Annotated in this window: 17 protein-coding genes and 3 tRNA genes; 16 read left to right on the plus strand and 4 right to left on the minus strand. The window is 43.6% G+C overall.

What is annotated here, in order from left to right; translation table 11 throughout:
- Positions 1 to 400: 400 nt before the first annotated feature.
- Entirely contained in the window at positions 401 to 640 is a 240-nt protein-coding gene (locus tag VGD82_RS03610; RefSeq protein ID WP_331019094.1) for a DUF2171 domain-containing protein, read from the minus strand.
- Between the two features lie 442 nt (positions 641 to 1,082).
- Here VGD82_RS03610 and VGD82_RS03615 point away from each other — a divergent pair, with 442 nt between their 5' ends.
- The 16 genes from VGD82_RS03615 (at position 1,083) to VGD82_RS03690 (ending at position 18,349) form a co-directional block, all read left to right on the plus strand.
- On the plus strand, positions 1,083 to 2,438 hold the full coding sequence (locus VGD82_RS03615) for a histidine kinase (RefSeq protein WP_331019095.1): 1,356 nt from the start codon (positions 1,083 to 1,085) through the stop codon (positions 2,436 to 2,438).
- Positions 2,435 to 3,076: a response regulator transcription factor gene (locus VGD82_RS03620; RefSeq protein ID WP_331019096.1), complete on the plus strand. Its 642-nt coding sequence runs from the start codon at positions 2,435 to 2,437 to the stop codon at positions 3,074 to 3,076. The genes VGD82_RS03615 and VGD82_RS03620 overlap by 4 nt, the downstream gene beginning before the upstream one ends.
- Positions 3,077 to 3,341: 265 nt before the next feature.
- Entirely contained in the window at positions 3,342 to 7,025 is a 3,684-nt protein-coding gene (locus VGD82_RS03625) for a TonB-dependent receptor (RefSeq protein WP_331019097.1), read from the plus strand.
- A 165-nt stretch (positions 7,026 to 7,190) separates the two neighbouring features.
- Positions 7,191 to 8,159, plus strand: a complete 969-nt coding sequence (locus VGD82_RS03630) for a hypothetical protein (RefSeq protein ID WP_331019098.1) — start codon at positions 7,191 to 7,193, stop codon at positions 8,157 to 8,159.
- A gap of 81 nt (positions 8,160 to 8,240) precedes the next feature.
- Positions 8,241 to 9,140: a hypothetical protein gene (locus tag VGD82_RS03635; protein ID WP_331019099.1), complete on the plus strand. Its 900-nt coding sequence runs from the start codon at positions 8,241 to 8,243 to the stop codon at positions 9,138 to 9,140.
- Between the two features lie 7 nt (positions 9,141 to 9,147).
- Positions 9,148 to 9,570, plus strand: coding sequence for a type II secretion system major pseudopilin GspG (gspG, locus tag VGD82_RS03640; protein ID WP_331019100.1), 423 nt, complete (start codon positions 9,148 to 9,150; stop codon positions 9,568 to 9,570).
- A 9-nt stretch (positions 9,571 to 9,579) separates the two neighbouring features.
- Positions 9,580 to 10,767: a type II secretion system F family protein gene (locus VGD82_RS03645; protein ID WP_331019101.1), complete on the plus strand. Its 1,188-nt coding sequence runs from the start codon at positions 9,580 to 9,582 to the stop codon at positions 10,765 to 10,767.
- Positions 10,764 to 12,524, plus strand: coding sequence for a GspE/PulE family protein (locus VGD82_RS03650; RefSeq protein WP_414684454.1), 1,761 nt, complete (start codon positions 10,764 to 10,766; stop codon positions 12,522 to 12,524). The genes VGD82_RS03645 and VGD82_RS03650 overlap by 4 nt, the downstream gene beginning before the upstream one ends.
- Positions 12,505 to 13,395 carry a hypothetical protein gene (locus VGD82_RS03655; protein ID WP_331019102.1) on the plus strand — a complete coding sequence of 297 codons (891 nt, stop codon included), beginning with the start codon at positions 12,505 to 12,507 and terminating at the stop codon, positions 13,393 to 13,395. The genes VGD82_RS03650 and VGD82_RS03655 overlap by 20 nt, the downstream gene beginning before the upstream one ends.
- A complete protein-coding gene (locus VGD82_RS03660; RefSeq protein WP_331019103.1) occupies positions 13,392 to 13,913 on the plus strand; it encodes a PilN domain-containing protein in 522 nt (173 codons plus the stop codon). Before VGD82_RS03655 ends, VGD82_RS03660 begins: the two co-directional genes overlap by 4 nt.
- Entirely contained in the window at positions 13,907 to 14,464 is a 558-nt protein-coding gene (gene pilO, locus VGD82_RS03665) for a type 4a pilus biogenesis protein PilO (RefSeq protein ID WP_331019104.1), read from the plus strand. Before VGD82_RS03660 ends, pilO begins: the two co-directional genes overlap by 7 nt.
- Before the next feature lie 10 nt (positions 14,465 to 14,474).
- Positions 14,475 to 14,981 carry a hypothetical protein gene (locus tag VGD82_RS03670; protein WP_331019105.1) on the plus strand — a complete coding sequence of 169 codons (507 nt, stop codon included), beginning with the start codon at positions 14,475 to 14,477 and terminating at the stop codon, positions 14,979 to 14,981.
- A 53-nt stretch (positions 14,982 to 15,034) separates the two neighbouring features.
- Complete coding sequence (locus tag VGD82_RS03675; protein WP_331019106.1) at positions 15,035 to 17,008, plus strand: secretin and TonB N-terminal domain-containing protein; 1,974 nt, start codon at positions 15,035 to 15,037, stop codon at positions 17,006 to 17,008.
- Positions 17,009 to 17,014: 6 nt separating this feature from the next.
- Positions 17,015 to 17,500, plus strand: coding sequence for a type II secretion system protein (locus VGD82_RS03680; RefSeq protein WP_331019107.1), 486 nt, complete (start codon positions 17,015 to 17,017; stop codon positions 17,498 to 17,500).
- Positions 17,500 to 17,886 carry a type II secretion system protein gene (locus VGD82_RS03685; RefSeq protein ID WP_331019108.1) on the plus strand — a complete coding sequence of 129 codons (387 nt, stop codon included), beginning with the start codon at positions 17,500 to 17,502 and terminating at the stop codon, positions 17,884 to 17,886. The genes VGD82_RS03680 and VGD82_RS03685 overlap by 1 nt, the downstream gene beginning before the upstream one ends.
- Entirely contained in the window at positions 17,873 to 18,349 is a 477-nt protein-coding gene (locus VGD82_RS03690) for a type II secretion system protein (protein WP_331019109.1), read from the plus strand. The genes VGD82_RS03685 and VGD82_RS03690 overlap by 14 nt, the downstream gene beginning before the upstream one ends.
- Positions 18,350 to 18,554: 205 nt before the next feature.
- Here VGD82_RS03690 and VGD82_RS03695 read toward each other — a convergent pair.
- From VGD82_RS03695 to VGD82_RS03705, 3 genes are all read right to left on the minus strand, one after another.
- A tRNA-Glu gene (locus VGD82_RS03695) sits at positions 18,555 to 18,630 on the minus strand.
- A 67-nt stretch (positions 18,631 to 18,697) separates the two neighbouring features.
- A tRNA-Glu gene (locus VGD82_RS03700) sits at positions 18,698 to 18,773 on the minus strand.
- 80 nt (positions 18,774 to 18,853) lie between these two features.
- Positions 18,854 to 18,929 (minus strand) — tRNA-Ala (locus tag VGD82_RS03705).
- Positions 18,930 to 19,039: the final 110 nt, after the last annotated feature.

A 19,039-nucleotide genomic window follows, 5' to 3' on the forward strand; every position in this document is an offset into this window, starting at 1 on the left:
CAGCAACTAGATACGCCTCAATAAATTTACGTCAGTGTTGGCTTGATGGATACAGCTTAAGGATATTATGGTTTAGAGCGTTTGACGCGTAGTCTGCACTAAATGAGCTTTCGGTAAAATGAACTAATGAACGAAGTGTAAATGACTGCTAGAGTATGTTTAGTCACCATCACGGATATTATGTGGCTCATATAAAACGCGCTCTATTGTAGACAGGCAAACTCCCGCATCTTTTAATACTTTCCGTGCCCGTTGAAATTGTTTAAACCTGGATAGCAGCGCGGCATGTTTCACTGCTTTTTCCTTTATGAAATTGCATCGAGTGATCATTTTTTAGCCTGTTTTTAGTAGTCAATATGACATATTCCAGATTTCAATAATCCAGAATATGCGCGAGTGTTTAACTGGTGGGGGCGGAGGTCGCCCATTCTTTCATGGCTTGCTCCCCTGAGCGATCAATCTTAATCTGCTGATTGTCTGTAGAGGTTACCCAGCTTAATGGGATGTAGTGATGTTGGCCATGCTGATCCCTCATCAATTTAATTGTTTTATCACCTTCCATATGGTCAACTTTTGCAAACTGACCATCTTGTGAGCAAACTACCGGCATTTCTGGCTTAATTCTGCTGACTTCTATCATATTCATTCTCCTGTTTATTTTGAATAACGTTTTCACACGCTAGGAGAGTTATATATTCGCAGATGTTTGCAAAAGCAATCTGTGCGATACCACACACATCATTTTCATTTGATAAGGCAGTTATCAAACTCTATGATTAGTTACAGTTTAAGCATGACTACTAAAAAACTATTAATGATTCAATGGCCAGTGCACCAAAGTTATTGTCACCATCGATTGCCGCATTATCCACGTTTGTTTATATCAGCCAGCATTAGGCTGAATTGAGCCATTCGTCATATTTAAATCAATTTTTGCATATATATTAATTTAAATAAAACATAATCTTATGTTGGTTTGTTAATGTTGGCACAGATGTGGCTTTGATAATAATCTGACCTAAATATAATAGTTGTAGCGTTATTTAAACTATAAAAAATAAACTAATAACAAGAAAAATAACATGAACTTAAAAATCAGGATTAATTTAATCATTACCTTGATGCTGGCCTTAGTCATGCTGATAGGGGCGGGGATGATGATTGATAACGCCAGAGAGGATGTCAGGGCTGAGGTCGATTCCACCACGGTGTTAGCATTGCATTTACTCGATGCTGAATTGCTGCATTATGTTTCGGACTACACGTGGGCTAATAATGGCGATAAAAATAAGGTAGATATCTTTCGTTTGCAAAGCTTAGATAACGTACGCCATTTGCGTATCGAGTTTTTTGATGCGCAAGGAAACCTGCGCGATAGTAACCGTCCACCCACCAGCCACGGCAATACATCACCACCAGCTTGGTTTGAAAAATTGATGAGTAAGGTTTCCTCTTCACTAAAGACTACGCGACGCCCAATTGTTATCAATAATCGCATACTAGGCGAGCTTGTTATTACGCCTGATCCATCCTATGAGATAGCTGAAATATGGCATGACACCTTAGGTTTATTAAGCCTAGGGTTACTATTTTTTATAGTAGTTAATGGCATGATTTATTGGGCGGTAGACCGAGCCCTACGCCCATTAAATACTATACTAGATGCGCTCACAGAGCTTGAGCATGGGCATTGGAGTGCGCGGTTACCTTTGTTTTCGCTCCCTGAGCTTTCCAGTGTTAGCAGTAAATTTAATACAATGGCACAAACCTTAGAGAACAGCATATTAAATAACCATAGACTGACTACTCAATTGATTAGGCTGCAAGAAGACGAGCGTAAAAATATCGCCCATGACCTGCATGATGAAATAGGGCAGCATTTAACGGCTATCAATATTGATGCCTCGGCCATACTTAATGCAAAAGATCTTACATCCACTTATGAAAGTGCGCAGGCTATCAGTATTGTAGCTAGGCAGATGATGGAAATTGTCAGACAAATGCTGCAACGCTTGAGGCCAGCCGTGCTGGATGAGTTAGGGCTACATGCATCATTAAATGAGCTTATAGACAACTGGCGGCAGCGTAATCGCGGCATCAGCCTCAGTATCAATATTTCTAATCAGATCAATTGCCTGAATGAAACAATGGCAATTACTACTTATCGCATTGTTCAAGAGTGCCTAACCAACGTGACCAAGCATTCAAAAGCACGATTGGTGACTATTAAGGTTGAATTGCAGGTTGGGCGTTTAAAGCTACTGCTCAAAGATAATGGGGAAGGCTTTGACCCTACCTTAAGCACGCACGGTTTTGGTTTAGCCGGTATGCGTGAGCGTGTAGAAGGACTGAGTGGTTCATTTAAGCTCAATACCAGCCCAGGCGCGGGTGTTGAGATACACGTCAGTTTACCCATTATGTTAAGGGCAGGCATATGATTACCAAAATTCGGGTCATTTTAGTGGATGATCACAATGTTGTGCGCTCAGGATTGCGCCGCTTATTAGAGCTTGGTGGTGATATTGAAGTGGTGGCGGAAGCTGATAGTGGTGAACAGGCTTGCCAGCTCCACAACGAGTTTCCGGCAGACGTGATGGTCATGGATATCTCCATGCCGGGGCTGGGTGGTTTAGAGGCCTTGAGACGAATATTGCAACGTGACCCATCAGCAAAAATAGTCATTTTCACTATGCATCAAAACACCGCGTTTGCCACACAGGCACTGGCTGCTGGTGCCAAGTGCTATGTTTTAAAATCAGGGCTGGCCGATGATTTGCTATTGGCAGTTCGTGAGGCCAACTCCGGCAAAACTTATATTAGCCCCAATATTGCGCAAAAAATTGTTATGCAGTCACTTTCTGGCGTGGAAGACCCTACTGAGCGACTATCTGCCAGAGAGTTTGAGGTATTCAGGTTGCTGGCAGAGGGGGGCAGTGTTGATGATATTGCGCTGATGCTTAATGTGAGCCAAAAAACTGTAGCAAACTACCAAACCATCCTTAAACAAAAACTTGGCATTACCAATGCGGTTGAGCTAGTAAGGCTCGCAATTAGGTACGGTGTAATTCTAGAGTAAACGCCCCCCATTCGCCTAAAAGTTAGTCACAGACTAATTGTTTCGCTCATTCACATCTGCATCCCTCATTTGTTACTAGCTCGGGAAAAAATCCCGATATAAATAGTGAGTAACTCCCGGTATAACTCGGGAGTCTCACTCTTACACGAATATCCCCCAAGCCTTATATTTACTGGATAGCGCAATTTGCGCATAGGTAAAAATTAACATGAATTGCTACACCAAAAACAATATTAAGGTGTGTTAGCTAGGGGGGGAAGTAAGAATGAGTTCGTACAGCAAATCGTCTAAAGGTTTATTGTCTTTTAAGTTTAAAACCATCCCGCTAATTATCTTAACTACGTTTTCTCAATACGGTCAGGCTGAAGAAAATTCAGTTAAAAATAATGCATCTACCAGCCTTGCTCAACCATCAGTGGACGATGCTAATGAAATTGGCAGTGTTAATGTTGGTAAATCTGTAGTTCTGCCTTCGGTTGCCACTAAGTATGGTGCCAATAAAAAGATATTGCTATCAGGGAAAGTAAGTGATGCTAACCCAGTTGGCACCAGTCCTGCTGCTAAAGAATACGCAAAGTCTTTGGCTGATGATAAAGGTAAAAATGACCTACCAATAGGCATCGAGCTTCAAGATATTCAAGTGCGCGCCAAACGTTTATATGAAATAGGGCCATTGCGTGGCTTGTCACTCACTAAAGAAGAGATTCCAGGCAACGTACAAAGTATTACTGCTAAAGAAATTAAAGAGTCGCATGCATTAAGTATCTCCGACTTAATGAACTCCAAGCTGCAATCTGTCAATGTGAACGACTATCAAAGCAACCCATTTCAAATGGATGTGAGCTACCGTGGCTTCACTGCTTCACCGCAGATCGGCACAGCACAAGGTTTAAGCGTGTTTCTGGATGGTGTACGTGTGAACGAGCCATTTGGTGATGTAGTGAACTGGGACATGCTGCCACTTAACGCTTTGTCTGGGTTAGATGTTTTCCCAGGTTCCAACCCTATCTTTGGTTTAGGTACGCTAGGTGGCGCGCTTTCTATGCGTACCAAAAGCGGCTTTGATGCTAAAGAGGGCACCATTGAGGCTCTAGGTGGCTCATTTAACCGCAAACAGATTCAAGGAAGTGTCGGTGGTAATAACGGCGTGATTGCGGGTTTTGTGGCAGCTAATATTTTTAATGAAGATGGCTGGCGTGACAATTCACCTAGTAAAGTCAATCAGCTATTTGCCAAAGGTGAGTGGCGTAATGACAAGGTGCAGATTGGATTATCTACGCTGTACGCAGGTAATGACCTGATTGGTAATGGCCTGTTGCCGACTGAGGTGGCGCGTCAAGACCCCAGCAAAGTTTTTACCAGCCCAGACCAAACCAAAAATAAATTGCTGCAATTTCAACTCACTGGTTTATGGGATGTAACTGACACCTTCAATGTTACCGGTCAAATCTACAAGCGCAACAGCAATCGTAAGAGTAAGACGTCAGATATTAATCAGGATTTTGGTGGCTACGCTACAAGAAGACCTGCCCCTGGAGAGCAAGTTATTCCGGGTTATGCAGATATCAACAATGATGGCCTGCCTGATTACAATGCCGTTCCATTCAACATTGCGGCGGATGCCAATGGCAATGCTTTAGATACCAATGGTGAACGACTTTATCTAGATGACGGTAGTGCTAACAGTCTTTCTAACGGCATACCACTTGTGGGCTCAAATTTTAATGCGCTGGCTCATGCTAATCAGGGTATGACTGTAGGTGCGGACGGTGTTACACCTATTCCTTCTTGGACCTATAACCCAATACTTAATACGGTTGATTATTCAACTCAACCAGTATCAGGATTTTTCAATGCTGCGTTACCAAGTACCTATTATCAGTTTGCTGTCAATTATTGGCAAAACAAAGCAAATATTGCACCTGGCAATTCTCAATATGGTGATCCACATCCGCAAACTGGAACGTCAAATACATACGCAATAACAGGTGGTGCTGTCTCTGGCAGCTATACGGATGGTAGTGGGTATTATGTGATCTTGGTACCGTTTGGTGTGGTCAATGCTGCTGAAGCACTTAACCCTGATGGTTCAAGTAAATTTACCGGTTCAGATAAAGATAATTCAGTATATGAAACCATACCTATTCTTCCGGTATTGGATAGTAATGGGCTTCCAATTCAACGTGATGGAGGTGGTCGACAAGCCGATGGCACCATCGGTGGAGGGACGGGCTACGTAGGTGGTACGCCTAATGCTGTTATTACTAGTACTAATATCAATCAGGTTAGTGACGGTGCCGCGCTTCAACTAAACTGGAACCTAGAAAAACACAAGTTCATGATAGGTGCATCCTATGACGCTGCCGATACCACCTACAATAGTAGCCAAATGCTGGGCTTGTTTGATGCCAATCATCGTGGGGCGTTAGCACCAGACCGCTTAGGTTATGAGTTTTATGCCGCGACGCACCCAATTTCAATGAACGACTTTAAAGGTGACTCTATTACCAAGAGCGTGTACTTTAGCGAAACTTGGACGCCGGTTGAAACATTCAGCCTGACAGGTGCTGCACGTTATAACTACACCACCATTAACAACTATCTGGCTACCAATAATATTCTTGGAATTAAAGGTGCGAATGCTTTCCTTAATACAATAGACGAGGCCCAGGTGTGCCATGATCTTGATGGTGATGGAACGGTGGAAGGCAGCGAATGCCAAGCAGGGCTTGATAATTTTATTGTTCCATTCTCGCCGGAGCGAACTGGAGGAAAGGGTGGTATGCGCGCAATGGAGCATGAGGAGTTCCATTATTATTCTTTTAACCCTTCTTTAGGCGCTACTTGGCAAGCTAACCAAAATACCAATATCTATGGTAACTGGAACCGTGGTGCACGTACCCCTACCGTGATTGAGTTAGGCTGCGCATTCGATGACTCACCTGTGCTTTACTCCACGGACCCAGTCACTGGGGAAAAGAAATATCGTGCTAGATCCCTTTCAGAGAATCGCTTCTGTAGCTTGCCTAGCGCCATGTCTGGCGACCCTTATTTAAAACAGGTTCGATCAGAAACTGTTGAAACCGGTATTCGAGGCAAGTTAACGGAAAATATTGAATGGAACGCCAGCGTATATCGCACGGATCTGCAAGACGATATTTACTTTGTGGCATTCCGTCCGGAACGTAGTTTTTTCCAAAATATCGGCGATACCCGCCGCCAAGGCCTAGAGATGGGTTTAAAAGGCAAGTTGGGTAAAGCCTCCTTCGCACTGAATTATTCGTTGACGGACGCAACATTTCAGTCTGATTTCCGTATGGGTAGCCCACACAATAGCGAAGCCGGAACTATCCAGAATTACCCGGGGTGCAATGGTAATCATCGTCCTCCAGAATGTGATGCAATAAGTGATTACCAGCAAATTAAAGTTAAAAAGGGTAACCGCATGCCTGGTGTTCCCCTTCATAACTTGAATGCTAGTGTGAGTTATGAGGTTACCCCCGATTGGAAAATAGGCTTAACAGCAATAATGCACTCAGAAGCATTTGTACGTGGCAATGAGAATAACGCACACCGTCAAGGGCCTGCTAAACCCATACAGGATACATGCAATACAAGCGGTACTGATTTCCAGTGCATGGTGGCGCGTCCAGATTTTAAAGACTCAGGAAAAACGTCAGGCTACGCGGTATTTAACTTCAATACTTCTTACAAAATTACCAAAGGATTAACAGCTGGCTTACAGATTAATAACTTGTTTGACCGCACTTATTACAGTGGGGGGCGCTTAGGCGTCAATGCATTTGCACCATCTATTCGCGGTGCCATTGATCCGATAAGTGGTTTTAATTACAACTCAAGAGATTGGACAAACAACACCTTCTTGGCGACGGGCGCACCACGCTCAGCCTACTTCACATTGACGTATGACTTTGATATAGGGAAATAAGTTAGCGAAATAAATAATAAGAAAGGGCATTTGCGAACTGCCCACTTGAGCATTCAACTCGAATCAACCTAAGAACTTACAAGGGCCTTTAGCTGATTGGGGTGAATTGGTGTTGTAGGCAGCCACAAATGCCTGCTTATTGTAACTGTTTTAGGAGATAAAGTAATGAAGAGTCAATTACTTAAATTAGCAGTAATCGCAGTTCTAGGCACGTCTAGCCAAGCATTTGCAACTGGCTTGGTTTCATTGCCAGCGGCAGGTTTGTCTGTTTCAGCAGGTACTAATCAGCCAGCAGGTACAACTGCATGGGTTACATGTAACGCAACTGGTAACTACGGTGCAGGTAGCTCTACTGCGCCAACAACAAGTGCAAATAATGATTGCGCAGTGTTCCCTGCAAATATCAATACCAGCCCTGTTTCAGGCTTTAGCAGAATTACCTTAAGTGACCTAACAAGTGTGGCGATTACTGCCAATGGTGAAAATATTGCTTATATGACATCACGTACTTTCCGCAACACGGCAAATACTGAGTGTATCTACGGCAAACAAATATCCATGGATACCAGCACTACTTTTGACTATAACAATAGCTTAGCAGGTCAACAGTATCTGGAAGTAAATGACTTTGCTTTTGGTGGGTTTAGCGCTACTACGGATGTTTCAGCAGGCTATTACTACCGTCCTGGGGTGTCTGATTCATCAGTGTATCGTGTAGGCCGTGCATTCACATCAGTACAAATGCAGGCTGATCCATTTGATGAAACTTTAGTAGCTTCAGGCTTCGTACATCGCCCAATCAATGGCCCATCTGTACCAGCATCAGGTACTGAGATCAATGGTGTTGGTCAAACTGCTAGTCCTGGTGCAACAGCGCCAACTGCAGCACAACAAACGAGTGAAATCCGTACTAACTGGGTAGATTTTACTGTTGATGTTACCGGTGGTGTAGATGAGGACGGTGGTACTGAGCAAGATGCGCCAATGATGTACGTACGAGCTGCTTGTACTTCTACTGCACCAGCATCACTGGCAAACAGTGTGCGTATCCGCCAAACAGGTCAAGAGTCACAGCCATGGGTCACTATCTTGGCTTCAGGCTTAGCTCGTAGTGGTGCTAACGCTAACTTCTAATTGTATTTTGGTTTGAACTAGCTAAATAAAAGCCGGCAGGGCTTTGCTCTGCCAGCCTTATAAACGACCTGGATGATAAAAATGAAAATAAGTTGTTACCTATTTGGTTTAGTGCTTTGTATGCACCATTTATCAGCAAGTGCTGATGTTACCAACGCCAGCCAAAGTGGTTTTGTGAACTTACCAGCTACAGGCAATACAAACTCAGCCTATGTTTTGTGTGACACAAGCACAAACTTTGGATTGAGTGAAAAAAACGCCAGTAATAGCAACCAAAGCTCAGTAGGACAGTGCGCAGTGAGTGACGATAAGCTTGCCGATAGCCCAATGAATGCGCCTTTAGATGGGTTTACGCTAGTGGGTATTATTTCCCGTGGTGTGCCTATCCCTGAGCCTTATGCAGCAGCCGGCGGTGAGGAGTTTGCTACCTTGACCGATACCGTTTGGCATAACAACGATACCAAAGAATGTATTTTTGGCACCCATATTTTGATGAAAGACCAAACTTTAGCCAACGGTAAGCGCTGGGAAATTAACGATATCACACGTGGTGGTTTTTCAGGCCGCCCAGTTGCTATTGCTTACTTTATGAAACCAAAACCTAACAAAGATTACGGCATGCCTGAGGCTCTGTTTCGTGCCGGCAGAACTTATACCTCCGTGCCGTATGACAAAACTGGGTTGAGCTTGCCAGCCTTACAAGGTGCGCCTGCCACTACAAAAGCAATCAGCAAAAATCAATCAGCGGCTGTGAATGATAACTGGGTAGATTTTACTACCGACATTAGTTTTGACGATGCTGATGGCGTAACAAGAAAAATGACGTCTATGTTGTACATCAAAACAACTTGCGATCAGCGTCAGCCAGAAGAAAAAGACGGTGCCATTCGCCTACGTACCACCGGGGGTAATGGGCAGGAATGGTTAGAGATTGATGTTCCAGGCTTGGTGCCATTTGGTGCAACGATTGAAAAGTATTGAGGGATATATGAAACAAACACAATCAAAACAACATGGTTTTACCTTGCTGGAGCTATTAGTAGTCATGGTGATTATTGGCTTGTTGGCAGGTTATGTAGGGCCTAAATACTTTGCTCAGATTGGTAAATCTGAAGTTAAAACCGCTAAAGCGCAGATTGACTCACTAGAAAAAGCCCTTGATCAATACCGTTTAGATAACGGCCACTACCCGAGCATAGATAACGGTTTGGCCGCGCTTAATGCTGCCCCAGCAAACGAGGCTAAATGGCAGGGGCCATACCTAAAGAAAAAGGTACCTAACGACCCATGGGGTAAGCCTTACCAGTACAAGATGCCTGGTGAGCATGGGGAGTATGATTTATGGTCATTGGGCAGCGATGGTATGAGTGGTGGAGCTGCTGAAGCTGCTGACGTAGTGAATTGGGAATAGGCAATTCATATGAAGTTTGAGTTAAAAGTAGCCCAGGGTGAAGAGGTGAGATTGCTCGCTTTGGAAGCAAGCAACGCTGTGCAAGCACGGGCTATAGCTGAGTCTCAAGGCTTGAGTGTGTTGAATGTAAAAAACGCGGGGATTGTTTTGTTCACCATGAAGTCATCATCGCCAAAATTTAACTTGATGCTGTTTTGCCAAGAGTTATTAGCATTGCTGGAATCAGGGTTAAGTTTGGTAGAGGCTATTGAGGCTTTAGCAGAAAAGGAACAGCAGGCTGAATCTAAGGCGATACTTAATCAAGTAATGGACGCTTTATTTGAAGGCTTGCCTTTATCTACAGCTTTAGAAAGAGCACCTCAAGTTTTCACTCCGCTATATATAGCCCTGATTCGGGCGAGTGAGCGCACTGGTGACATGGTGCAAGCACTGGCAAGACATGTGGCCTACCAAACTCAAATTGATGCAGTGCGTAAAAAAATCATCACGGCCTCTATTTACCCAGTGCTGCTGATTATTGTGGGTGGCTTAGTCGTGCTGTTTTTATTAGGGTATGTAGTGCCAAAATTTAGCACCATTTATGAAAGTTCCGGTACAGATTTGCCTTGGATGTCACAGCTATTATTAAGCTGGGGTCGCTTACTGCAGGAGCATGGGGGCGAAGTATTTGCAGCTTTTGTTTCTAGTGTGGTGATGCTGGGTTTGATATTGAGCAGGCCAGTTGTTCGCGCCGCAATCATGGCAAAGGTTTGGCAGATTCCTGCACTTGGCGAAACCATGCGTATCTACCAATTGGCTAGATTTTACCGAACACTGGGCATGTTGTTGCGCGGCGGCATTCCGCTGGTAACGGCAATGCATATGGTGTCTTCTTTATTACAGCCATTACTGCGCGCTAGCTTAGATAAAGTGTCTTTTGATGTGCGCGAGGGTAAGCCCATGTCGGCCGCCATGGAGCAACATGGTATGACAACCTCTATCTCTATCCGCATGTTGCGTGTAGGTGAACGTACCGGGCAAATGGGTGAAATGATGGAGCGCATCGGTGCGTTTTATGATGAAGAAATAGGTAGAAAGGTAGAGTGGTTGACCAAGCTTTTGGAACCATTGTTGATGATAGTGATTGGTTTGGTAGTGGGGCTGGTTGTGGTGCTGATGTATATGCCTATTTTTGAGCTGGCGGGGAATATTCAATGAATATGCCACTGGATAATATGGGCTTGGATATTCATGCCATTAATAAAGACGCTGGTATTGAGCCTAAGCTAACGCTTGAACTGTTAAATCAAGCCAGACTAATTGCTAACAATACCAAGCAAGACTTGCTGGATGTGCTTGAGAGTGAATCCGGCTTAAGCGCAGATCATTTTGTGTTAGCGCTGGGGCAGATGATGCGCTACCCAGTGCTGAACATACTGCAGCTTTATTCATTACACCCAGACTTTACATTGCTGCCGTTTGCTGAAGCTGGCAAGCTTGGCTGTATAGCGCTACGCAATGATGACGGGCAATTGCAACTGGTATTTTCTAACCCGTTTGACACGCATTTACAGCCAAAAATAGATTTAATCATCTCTAAATATGGTTATGCGGAAGTTGCGGTTTGGAGTCTTGCTCATCATAAGGATTTAACAGCGTATCTCAGCCACCATGAGCAAAGCATGCGTGCTATGGATGGATTAAATGCTAATCAAATTGAGCATCACGCCGAGCATCAAGGTATTGAAGATATTTCCCTACGTTCAATTAGTGAAGATACCAGCCCGGTAGTGAAGTTTGTGCGCTCCACGCTTTACGATGCACTAAAAGCCGGTGCTAGTGATATACATATGGAAACAGACCCAACGGGGTTAAAAGTGAAATACCGTATTGATGGGGTGCTGAGTCAAGAGGGTGGAATTCAGGGCTTAGCACAGGCGGAGCAAGCTATTTCGCGCATTAAGGTCATGTCTGAGCTGGATATTGCAGAGCGTAGGGTTCCGCAAGATGGGCGCTTCAAAGTGCTGGTAACCAGTGGAGATGGTAAAGCACGTGAGGTAGATATGCGTGTATCTATTATGCCTAGCGTGTTTGGCGAAGATGCCGTGCTACGTATTCTAGACCGTAAAGCATTGAGTGATGAAACTAAAGGGCTGAGCCTAGAAACCTTGGGATTTGAAGAGTCCATCATGGCGCGCTTCAGATTATTAGCGGAAGAACCCTATGGCATGTTGTTAGTTACCGGCCCTACCGGTAGCGGCAAAACTACCACGCTATACGGCATTATTTCAGAAATCAATCATGGGCAAGACAAGATTGTCACCATTGAAGACCCGGTTGAGTATCAATTACCAGGTGTGCTGCAAATCCCCGTTAATGAGAAAAAAGGGCTGACCTTTGCTAGAGGATTACGCTCAATTTTGCGCCATGACCCAGACAAAATCATGGTGGGTGAGATTAGAGATTCGGAAACAGCACAAATCGCCGTGCAATCAGCACTCACAGGGCATTTGGTGCTGACCACCGTGCATGCCAATAACGTGTTTGATGTGATTGGCCGCTTTACCAACATGAATGTAGACCCATACAGCTTTGTATCTGCTATCAACGGCATTATGGCACAGCGTTTGGTGCGTATTAGCTGCCCGCATTGCACCGTTGCAGATACGCCTGATGCGGCACTCATCAATAAATCTGGCTTAACTACTGAGCAGTCGAAGAGCTTTAACTTTAGAAAAGGCCAGGGCTGTGGCCAATGCCATGGCACGGGTTACAAAGGGCGTAAGGCCATTGCAGAACTATTGTGTTTTAACGATGAAATTAGAGAGCTAATTGTTACTAGAGAGCCAGTGCGTAAAGTGAAAGAAGCAGCACGTGCCAACGGTACTTTAACTATGCGTGAAGCAGCGCTAGAGCTGGTAAAACGGGGTGAAACGACATTAGAGGAGATTAATCGTGTTACATCGCTGGTTTAACACTTTATTTAAAGATGAGCTGCGCGTGTTTATATATCCACAGCGCATATTGCTACTGCATTTAAAAAGAACTTTTAAAAATGGTTTTAAACAAACGTTGGTACACCAGCAGTTTGTTGATTTACCGCAGAAAACCGAAACAAATGGCAATGAAACAGCGCAGTGGGATGGCCTTGTATCAACATTGCAACAGGTGTTACAGACTTCGCATTGGCAAGAGCTTGCAAAAAGTGGTGCGTATGCAAAAGTGATCATTTCAAATCATTTGATTAAATACACAGTGATTCCGTGGAGTATAGCGCTTTCTATTAAAAGTGAGCGTCAGGCGTACATGCAGCACCGCTTCAAGATTGCATATGGCGAGCCTTCCAAGGCTTGGGATTTATGTATGAGTGAACCAGATTTTGGTCAGGCATCGATTGCCAGTGGTGTATGTGCTGCATTGCTCAAAGAACTGCATCAGGTATTTGAACAGCAAGGTATTGATGTTAATGCAATACATCCGCATTTGATGCTGGCTAGCAATCAGATGCTCCAGCATATTAAAAAGAAAAAAAATCAAAAGCACTTTTGGTTTGTCGTCATCGAATCTGGGCGTGCTTGCGTATCTTTAATAGAAAATAGTGAGTGGCGTTTTATTAGAAGCATTGCAACAGGTGAAGATGTTGCTAAACAGGTAGATGATCTTATTCAGCGTGAGGCCGTAATTAGTAATGCCAATACTCAGCTGCCAATATTTTGGTATGGAAAAACACCCGGGTCTAGCACTGCGCTTAAAGCGGATAGCCGTCATATCAAAATCAACTTACATCATTTTGAATTACTCAACCAACAGCTTGAAAAGCGTTTGAAAAACTGGGTGCCGGTATGAGCAGTATTAGTTTGAATCATGCCTTGTCAATAAAAAGAATCAACTTAACGGCGTTGGTACTATTGGTGGCAGGTGTGCTAGTTAGTGGCCTGACAATTAATTATTACCAATTTTTATTAAGTGATACACGTAAGTTAGAAGCCAACATCGATGCACTTAGTCGTGCAAAGTCTGTGCGTCATTTGCCTAAGGCTAATGTCAATCAAAACGCGCAAAAGACTCATGATGTTGCTGCTGTCAATGCAGCAATCGCTGAGATAGTTTTACCGTGGACAGCTATATTTAAGATGCTGGAGGCGACAAATAATGATGCTGTGAAACTACTAGCCGTGGAGCCTAATATAAAGAAACAAACGCTACGCATATCTGCTTTGGCTTTGGATATAGATAGCATGATGGCTTATGTGGATAGCTTAATACAGCAAAAAATGCTTAAGAATGTAGCTTTAGTTTCGCAAGAGTCGGCTGAAGTTAACGGCCAGTCAGCAGTACATTTTGTGGTGGAGACAGCATGGTAAATACAAGATTTTTATCTCGTGAGTTGCTGCAATATAAATTACGGCAGCTTGGTTGGCCGGGTTGGCTAGGTTTGTTGCTATTGCTGGTTAGCTTGTTATTAACGCTTGTGTTAGTACGTCCTCAAATTAGTAAGCTAAAGACGCTAACGGCTGATATTAATGAGCTTAAAACCAACCCTAATATCAACAAGCTCGAAATTAAAGCTGACAATCAGTTTGATATTGAGCAGAGGTTTTATGCGTTGTTGCCTCAAGAAAGTGAAGCTAATAACAAGGTTGCTGAAATATTACATGCTGCAACTAATGCAGGTATTGCCACCAACAAAGTTGAATACTCCTCTCAATCTCTCTCCGCTACCTTAATCAAGAACCAAATTAGGCTTCCGGTACAGGGCGGTTATGTGCAGATTCGCCAATTCATCAATACAGTGCTGAATAGCTTACCTACAGTGGCACTTAATGATATCAGCATGAAACGAGAGAATATTGGCTCGGATTTAATTGAAGCCAATATCCAATTCACTATGTATTTACGAAAAAGGCACGAATAGATTGATGGTCATGGTGAATAAATACGCAGTTTGGTTGGTTTTAGTGTTGACGGTGATTGCTTGTTATTTGGTAGAGGCTCAAGACGAGCCTGCTGACGATGAGTTGGAGGTTACAGCCAAGCCTCGCAAAGAAACTCTAGCTAAACAGGGTACACAGCTATATTCCAATAACTTATTGCCGGTTAATACGGACAGCGCAGCGTTTAGCAGGCCGCAGATAGTGGATGAACCTGAAAACATATTTACGATGTTTGTCTCTCAAGCTGATTTAAACCAGCAGTCGGTAGAACAAGAAATAGAGCCGCCGCCAGATAATCCATTTAAGTTTGCTGGGAAGTTGATTGATGACGGTGAAATCGTGGTCTTTCTGATGGATGGAGCTAATAATTATTCAGTAAAAGTGGGTGATGTGCTTGAGGGTAGTTGGGAAATTAAAGCCATTACGCCACCGTTAATGACAATTAAATATATTCCTTTAAATATTGAGATGCAGATGCAAATTGGAGCAGTAAGTTGAAATTATCACTTTCCCAGACTTTTATTAAGTTAATCACAGCGCAAAGATTGCATATGAGTATAAAAAAACTGACGGCCTATTTTTTAGTAATGACCTTTGCAACCAGTTGTACAGGGCTTAATCACCTTAAGGGTAAACCAGCTGACGATAATCAAGCATATGAATCTGCTAAGCAGTTGATCAATAGCGGCGATGTAGATACTGGTGTAGCAAAATTAAAGCAATTGGTTAGCCTGTATCCAGATAACCCTCAATACCGCAGCATGTTGAAAATGCAGCAAGAGTTGCAACTATCCACCTTATTAAAGCTGGCAGATAACCAAGCCCAGCAAGGTTTGTTTGCCGATGCCGAGTCAAACTACAAAAAAGTGTTGATGCTGGACCCTAATAACCAAAGGGCGCAAGAAGGGTCTTTAAAGCTAGGCTTGGCACAGAACCATGACATGATGCTGGCAAATGCGCAAAGTTATTTTGATAAAGATGATGTTGACTCGGCCCAGAACCTCACTAGAGCCATCCTTGCAGAAGATAGCAAGCATGAAGGTGCACGCTTATTGTTTGAGAGCATGGAGAGTAAGCGTATAGGGAAAATAACGGCAATTCCGCAGATTCAGTCTGCGTTTAAAAAGCCCATTACATTGGAATTTAAAAATGTTTCTGTGAAGTCTATTTTTGAGTTTATCGGTAAGGCTGCCAATATCAATTTTTCTTATGATCAAGAGCTACGAGATAATCAACGCACCAGTATCTTTGTACGTGATACTACAATTGAAGACGCGATACAGGTTATTCTGACGACCAATCAGCTCGCAAAAAAAGTATTGAATGACAATACCTTACTGATTTATCCCGTGAGCCGTAGCCAAGAGTATCAAGAGCTGTATGTGCGAAGCTTTTATTTGAATAGCATTGATGCCAAGCGCGCCATGAACTTGATTAAAACCGTGCTCAAATCTAAAGATGTTTACATAGATGAGAAGCTTAATACTTTAGTCATGCGAGACAATGCTGAAGCGATACAAATCGCAGAAAAGCTGATTGCCTCGCAAGACCTGATTGAGCCTGAGGTGATGCTAGAAGTAGAAGTGATGGAAATTAATCGTAGAAGCTTGGAGAACATCGGTGTACGCTACCCTTCGCAAGTAAGCGTTGGTGTGCAAGGCAAAACAAGTAGTAATGGCGTAACGACTAACACTCCTAGCCGATTGTCATTGGCTGAGCTTAAAAATTTCAATTCCGGGCTAGGTGTTTTTACGATTAGTGACCCTGTGTTGGCGTTAAATCTGCTACATCAGGATACTGATACTAATCTTTTGGCTAACCCGCAAATCCGCGTCAAAAATCGTGAAAAAGCCAAAATTCACGTAGGTGACAAAATACCGGTATTTACTAGCGTAGCGAACTCCACAGGTTTTGTTTCACAAACGGTTAACTACCTTGAAGTAGGTATCAAGTTGGATGTAGAGCCTACGATTCTGTTACAAGACCAAGTCAATATCAAAGTCGGGCTGGAAGTCAGCAATATTACAGACCAAGTAAAAACTGATACAGGCGTGTTGGCTTATACCATTGGTAGCCGTAATGCGAATACCACTTTGCAATTGAAAAATGGCGAGACACAAATCCTAGCTGGCTTATTTAGGGATGACGGGCAGAATATTTCTAATAAAGTCCCTGGGTTATCAAGCCTGCCATTCATCGGCAGACTGTTTACGGATAAGAATAATGACAAGCGTAAGAATGAAATTGTGCTGCTGATTACGCCGCGTATCTTGCATAACATTGCGCCTGCCAATGCGGTGTACACCATGTTCCCATCTGGTGTGAATCATGCGGCAAGTAACAAAGGTGCGAGAGTCGCAGAGCCGGCTGTCGTGGCAGCAGAGTCTCAATCTGCACCAGTTCCAACACCGCAATCCATTCAGGCTGGTAGGGCACAGGTTGACCAGAACTTTGCTAGCCAATTGTTGCAGCCAGCCGCGGAAGAAAATGGCGCATCAAATGGTGGCGCTAATGCTGTGAGATAACTGCTTATGACTAAGTTATTTATAAAGCACAAAGGCTTCACGCTGATTGAGTTGCTGGTATCTCTAGTACTGCTTGCATTACTGGTGAGTTCTGCTGCGCCAATGATGCAGCTATCAGCCAAGCGTACTAAGGAGCAGGAGCTAAAAAAAGCGCTATGGCAAATCCGTGATGCTATTGATCACTACAAACAAGCTGTAGATGATGGCCTGATTAAAAAGTCTATTGATCAATCAGGCTATCCACCATCGCTCAAAGCCTTAGTTGCAGGGGTGGAAAATACCCAAGATCCAAAAAAACGTAAGATTTACTTTATGCGTAATATACCTCGCGACCCATTTGCAACTGATACATCGGTGAGCGCAGACGAAACATGGGGTAAGCGTAGCTATACCAGCTCATTCCAAGCACCGGAGGCAGGCGATGATGTTTATGATGTGCATTCACTTTCTAATGAAATTGGCATTAATCAACAACCTTATAGTGAGTGGTGATGCGCGTGAAAGATAATAACCAAGGATTTACACTGATAGAAATATTAGTAGTGCTAGCGATTATCGCTACGTTGCTAAGCTTGGTCACCCCTAGATATTTTAATTCGATTGATCGGTCCAAAGAAACTATTTTAAAACATGACCTTATCATCATGCGAGACGCCATCGATAAATTTTATAGCGACAAAAATACTTACCCGGAAACGCTGGAAGAGCTAGTGCAGTACAAGTATTTACGGTCTGTACCTGAAGACCCTATTACTCAAAGCATCGTGACTTGGGTCTTTTCACCGCCGCTTGATGTCGAAGCCAAAGGCGCCATTTACGATATTCACAGTGGGGCTGATATGGTTGCCTCTGACGGTACTAATTATGCAGACTGGTAATAAACAACAGAGTGGTTTTATTTTAATTGGTTTGCTCGTACTTGTTATGATTGCAGGTTTGGTGTTGGCTGCAGCTGGGGTTAAATGGAGTGAAGCCAGAAAGCGTGAAAGGGAGCAGGAGTTACTTAAAGTAGGGGATACCATCAGGAAAGCAATCGGTAGTTATTACAACCAAACGCCAGGCGTAGTTAAACAGTACCCGCCAAATTTAGAGGCGCTGTTAAAAGATGACCGATTCCCTGTGCCGCGGCGTTATTTAAGAAAAATTTATGCGGACCCTATTACACAGTTGCCAGATTGGGGCATATTGCAGGCACCTAGTGGCGGTGTGCTGGGTGTTTACAGTAAATCGCCATTAAGGCCATTCAAAACTAAAAATTTCAGGCCAGCTTATCGACATTTTGAAAATCAACCAGCCTATGAGGGATGGTTTTTTGCTTATGTGCCAGATGCTAAATATTGAACTCAGGGTGTTGACTGGCGGCTTCTTGTTTAAAGCAGTTACTCAGGCGTAAATTAAGGATTTTGGAGTGGCTATTAAACTAGTTGCTTTAAAAGATAGTTCTGGCCAGAGTGGTAGAGGGCGTTAAAAACGAAAAAACCAGAACATTATTAACATGTGCTGGTTACGTTTATTGAATCTGTTGTGTTTGATACTGCCAACTTATTGGCGTCCCCACGGGGATTCGAACCCCGGTCGCCTCCGTGAAAGGGAGGTGTCCTAGGCCTCTAGACGATGGGGACCTAAGAATTTACTACTATTTGAAACTAATGCTCTGCTTTAAATTTGCCAAGAGCTAATTAAAACTTTTGGCGTCCCCACGGGGATTCGAACCCCGGTCGCCTCCGTGAAAGGGAGGTGTCCTAGGCCTCTAGACGATGGGGACCTAAGAATTTACCGCTAAACTAACAAGTGCAGTATTTTACAACAATTTGCTTATAAACCGAAGTGATTTGTAAGTCTTTTTGGTGGAGGTAAGCGGGATCGAACCGCTGACCTCTTGCATGCCATGCAAGCGCTCTCCCAGCTGAGCTATACCCCCAAAACCTACAACATATTGTTCTAAGCTGTTGCAATGTTAGCGAGGCGCCATAATAAAGATGGGCGCGGGGCTTGTCAATCACTTTCCTTCTAATTTGTGTAAATTCTAAA

Origin of the sequence: Methylotenera sp., assembly GCF_036401095.1 — a bacterium.
Lineage (GTDB): Bacteria > Pseudomonadota > Gammaproteobacteria > Burkholderiales > Methylophilaceae > Methylotenera.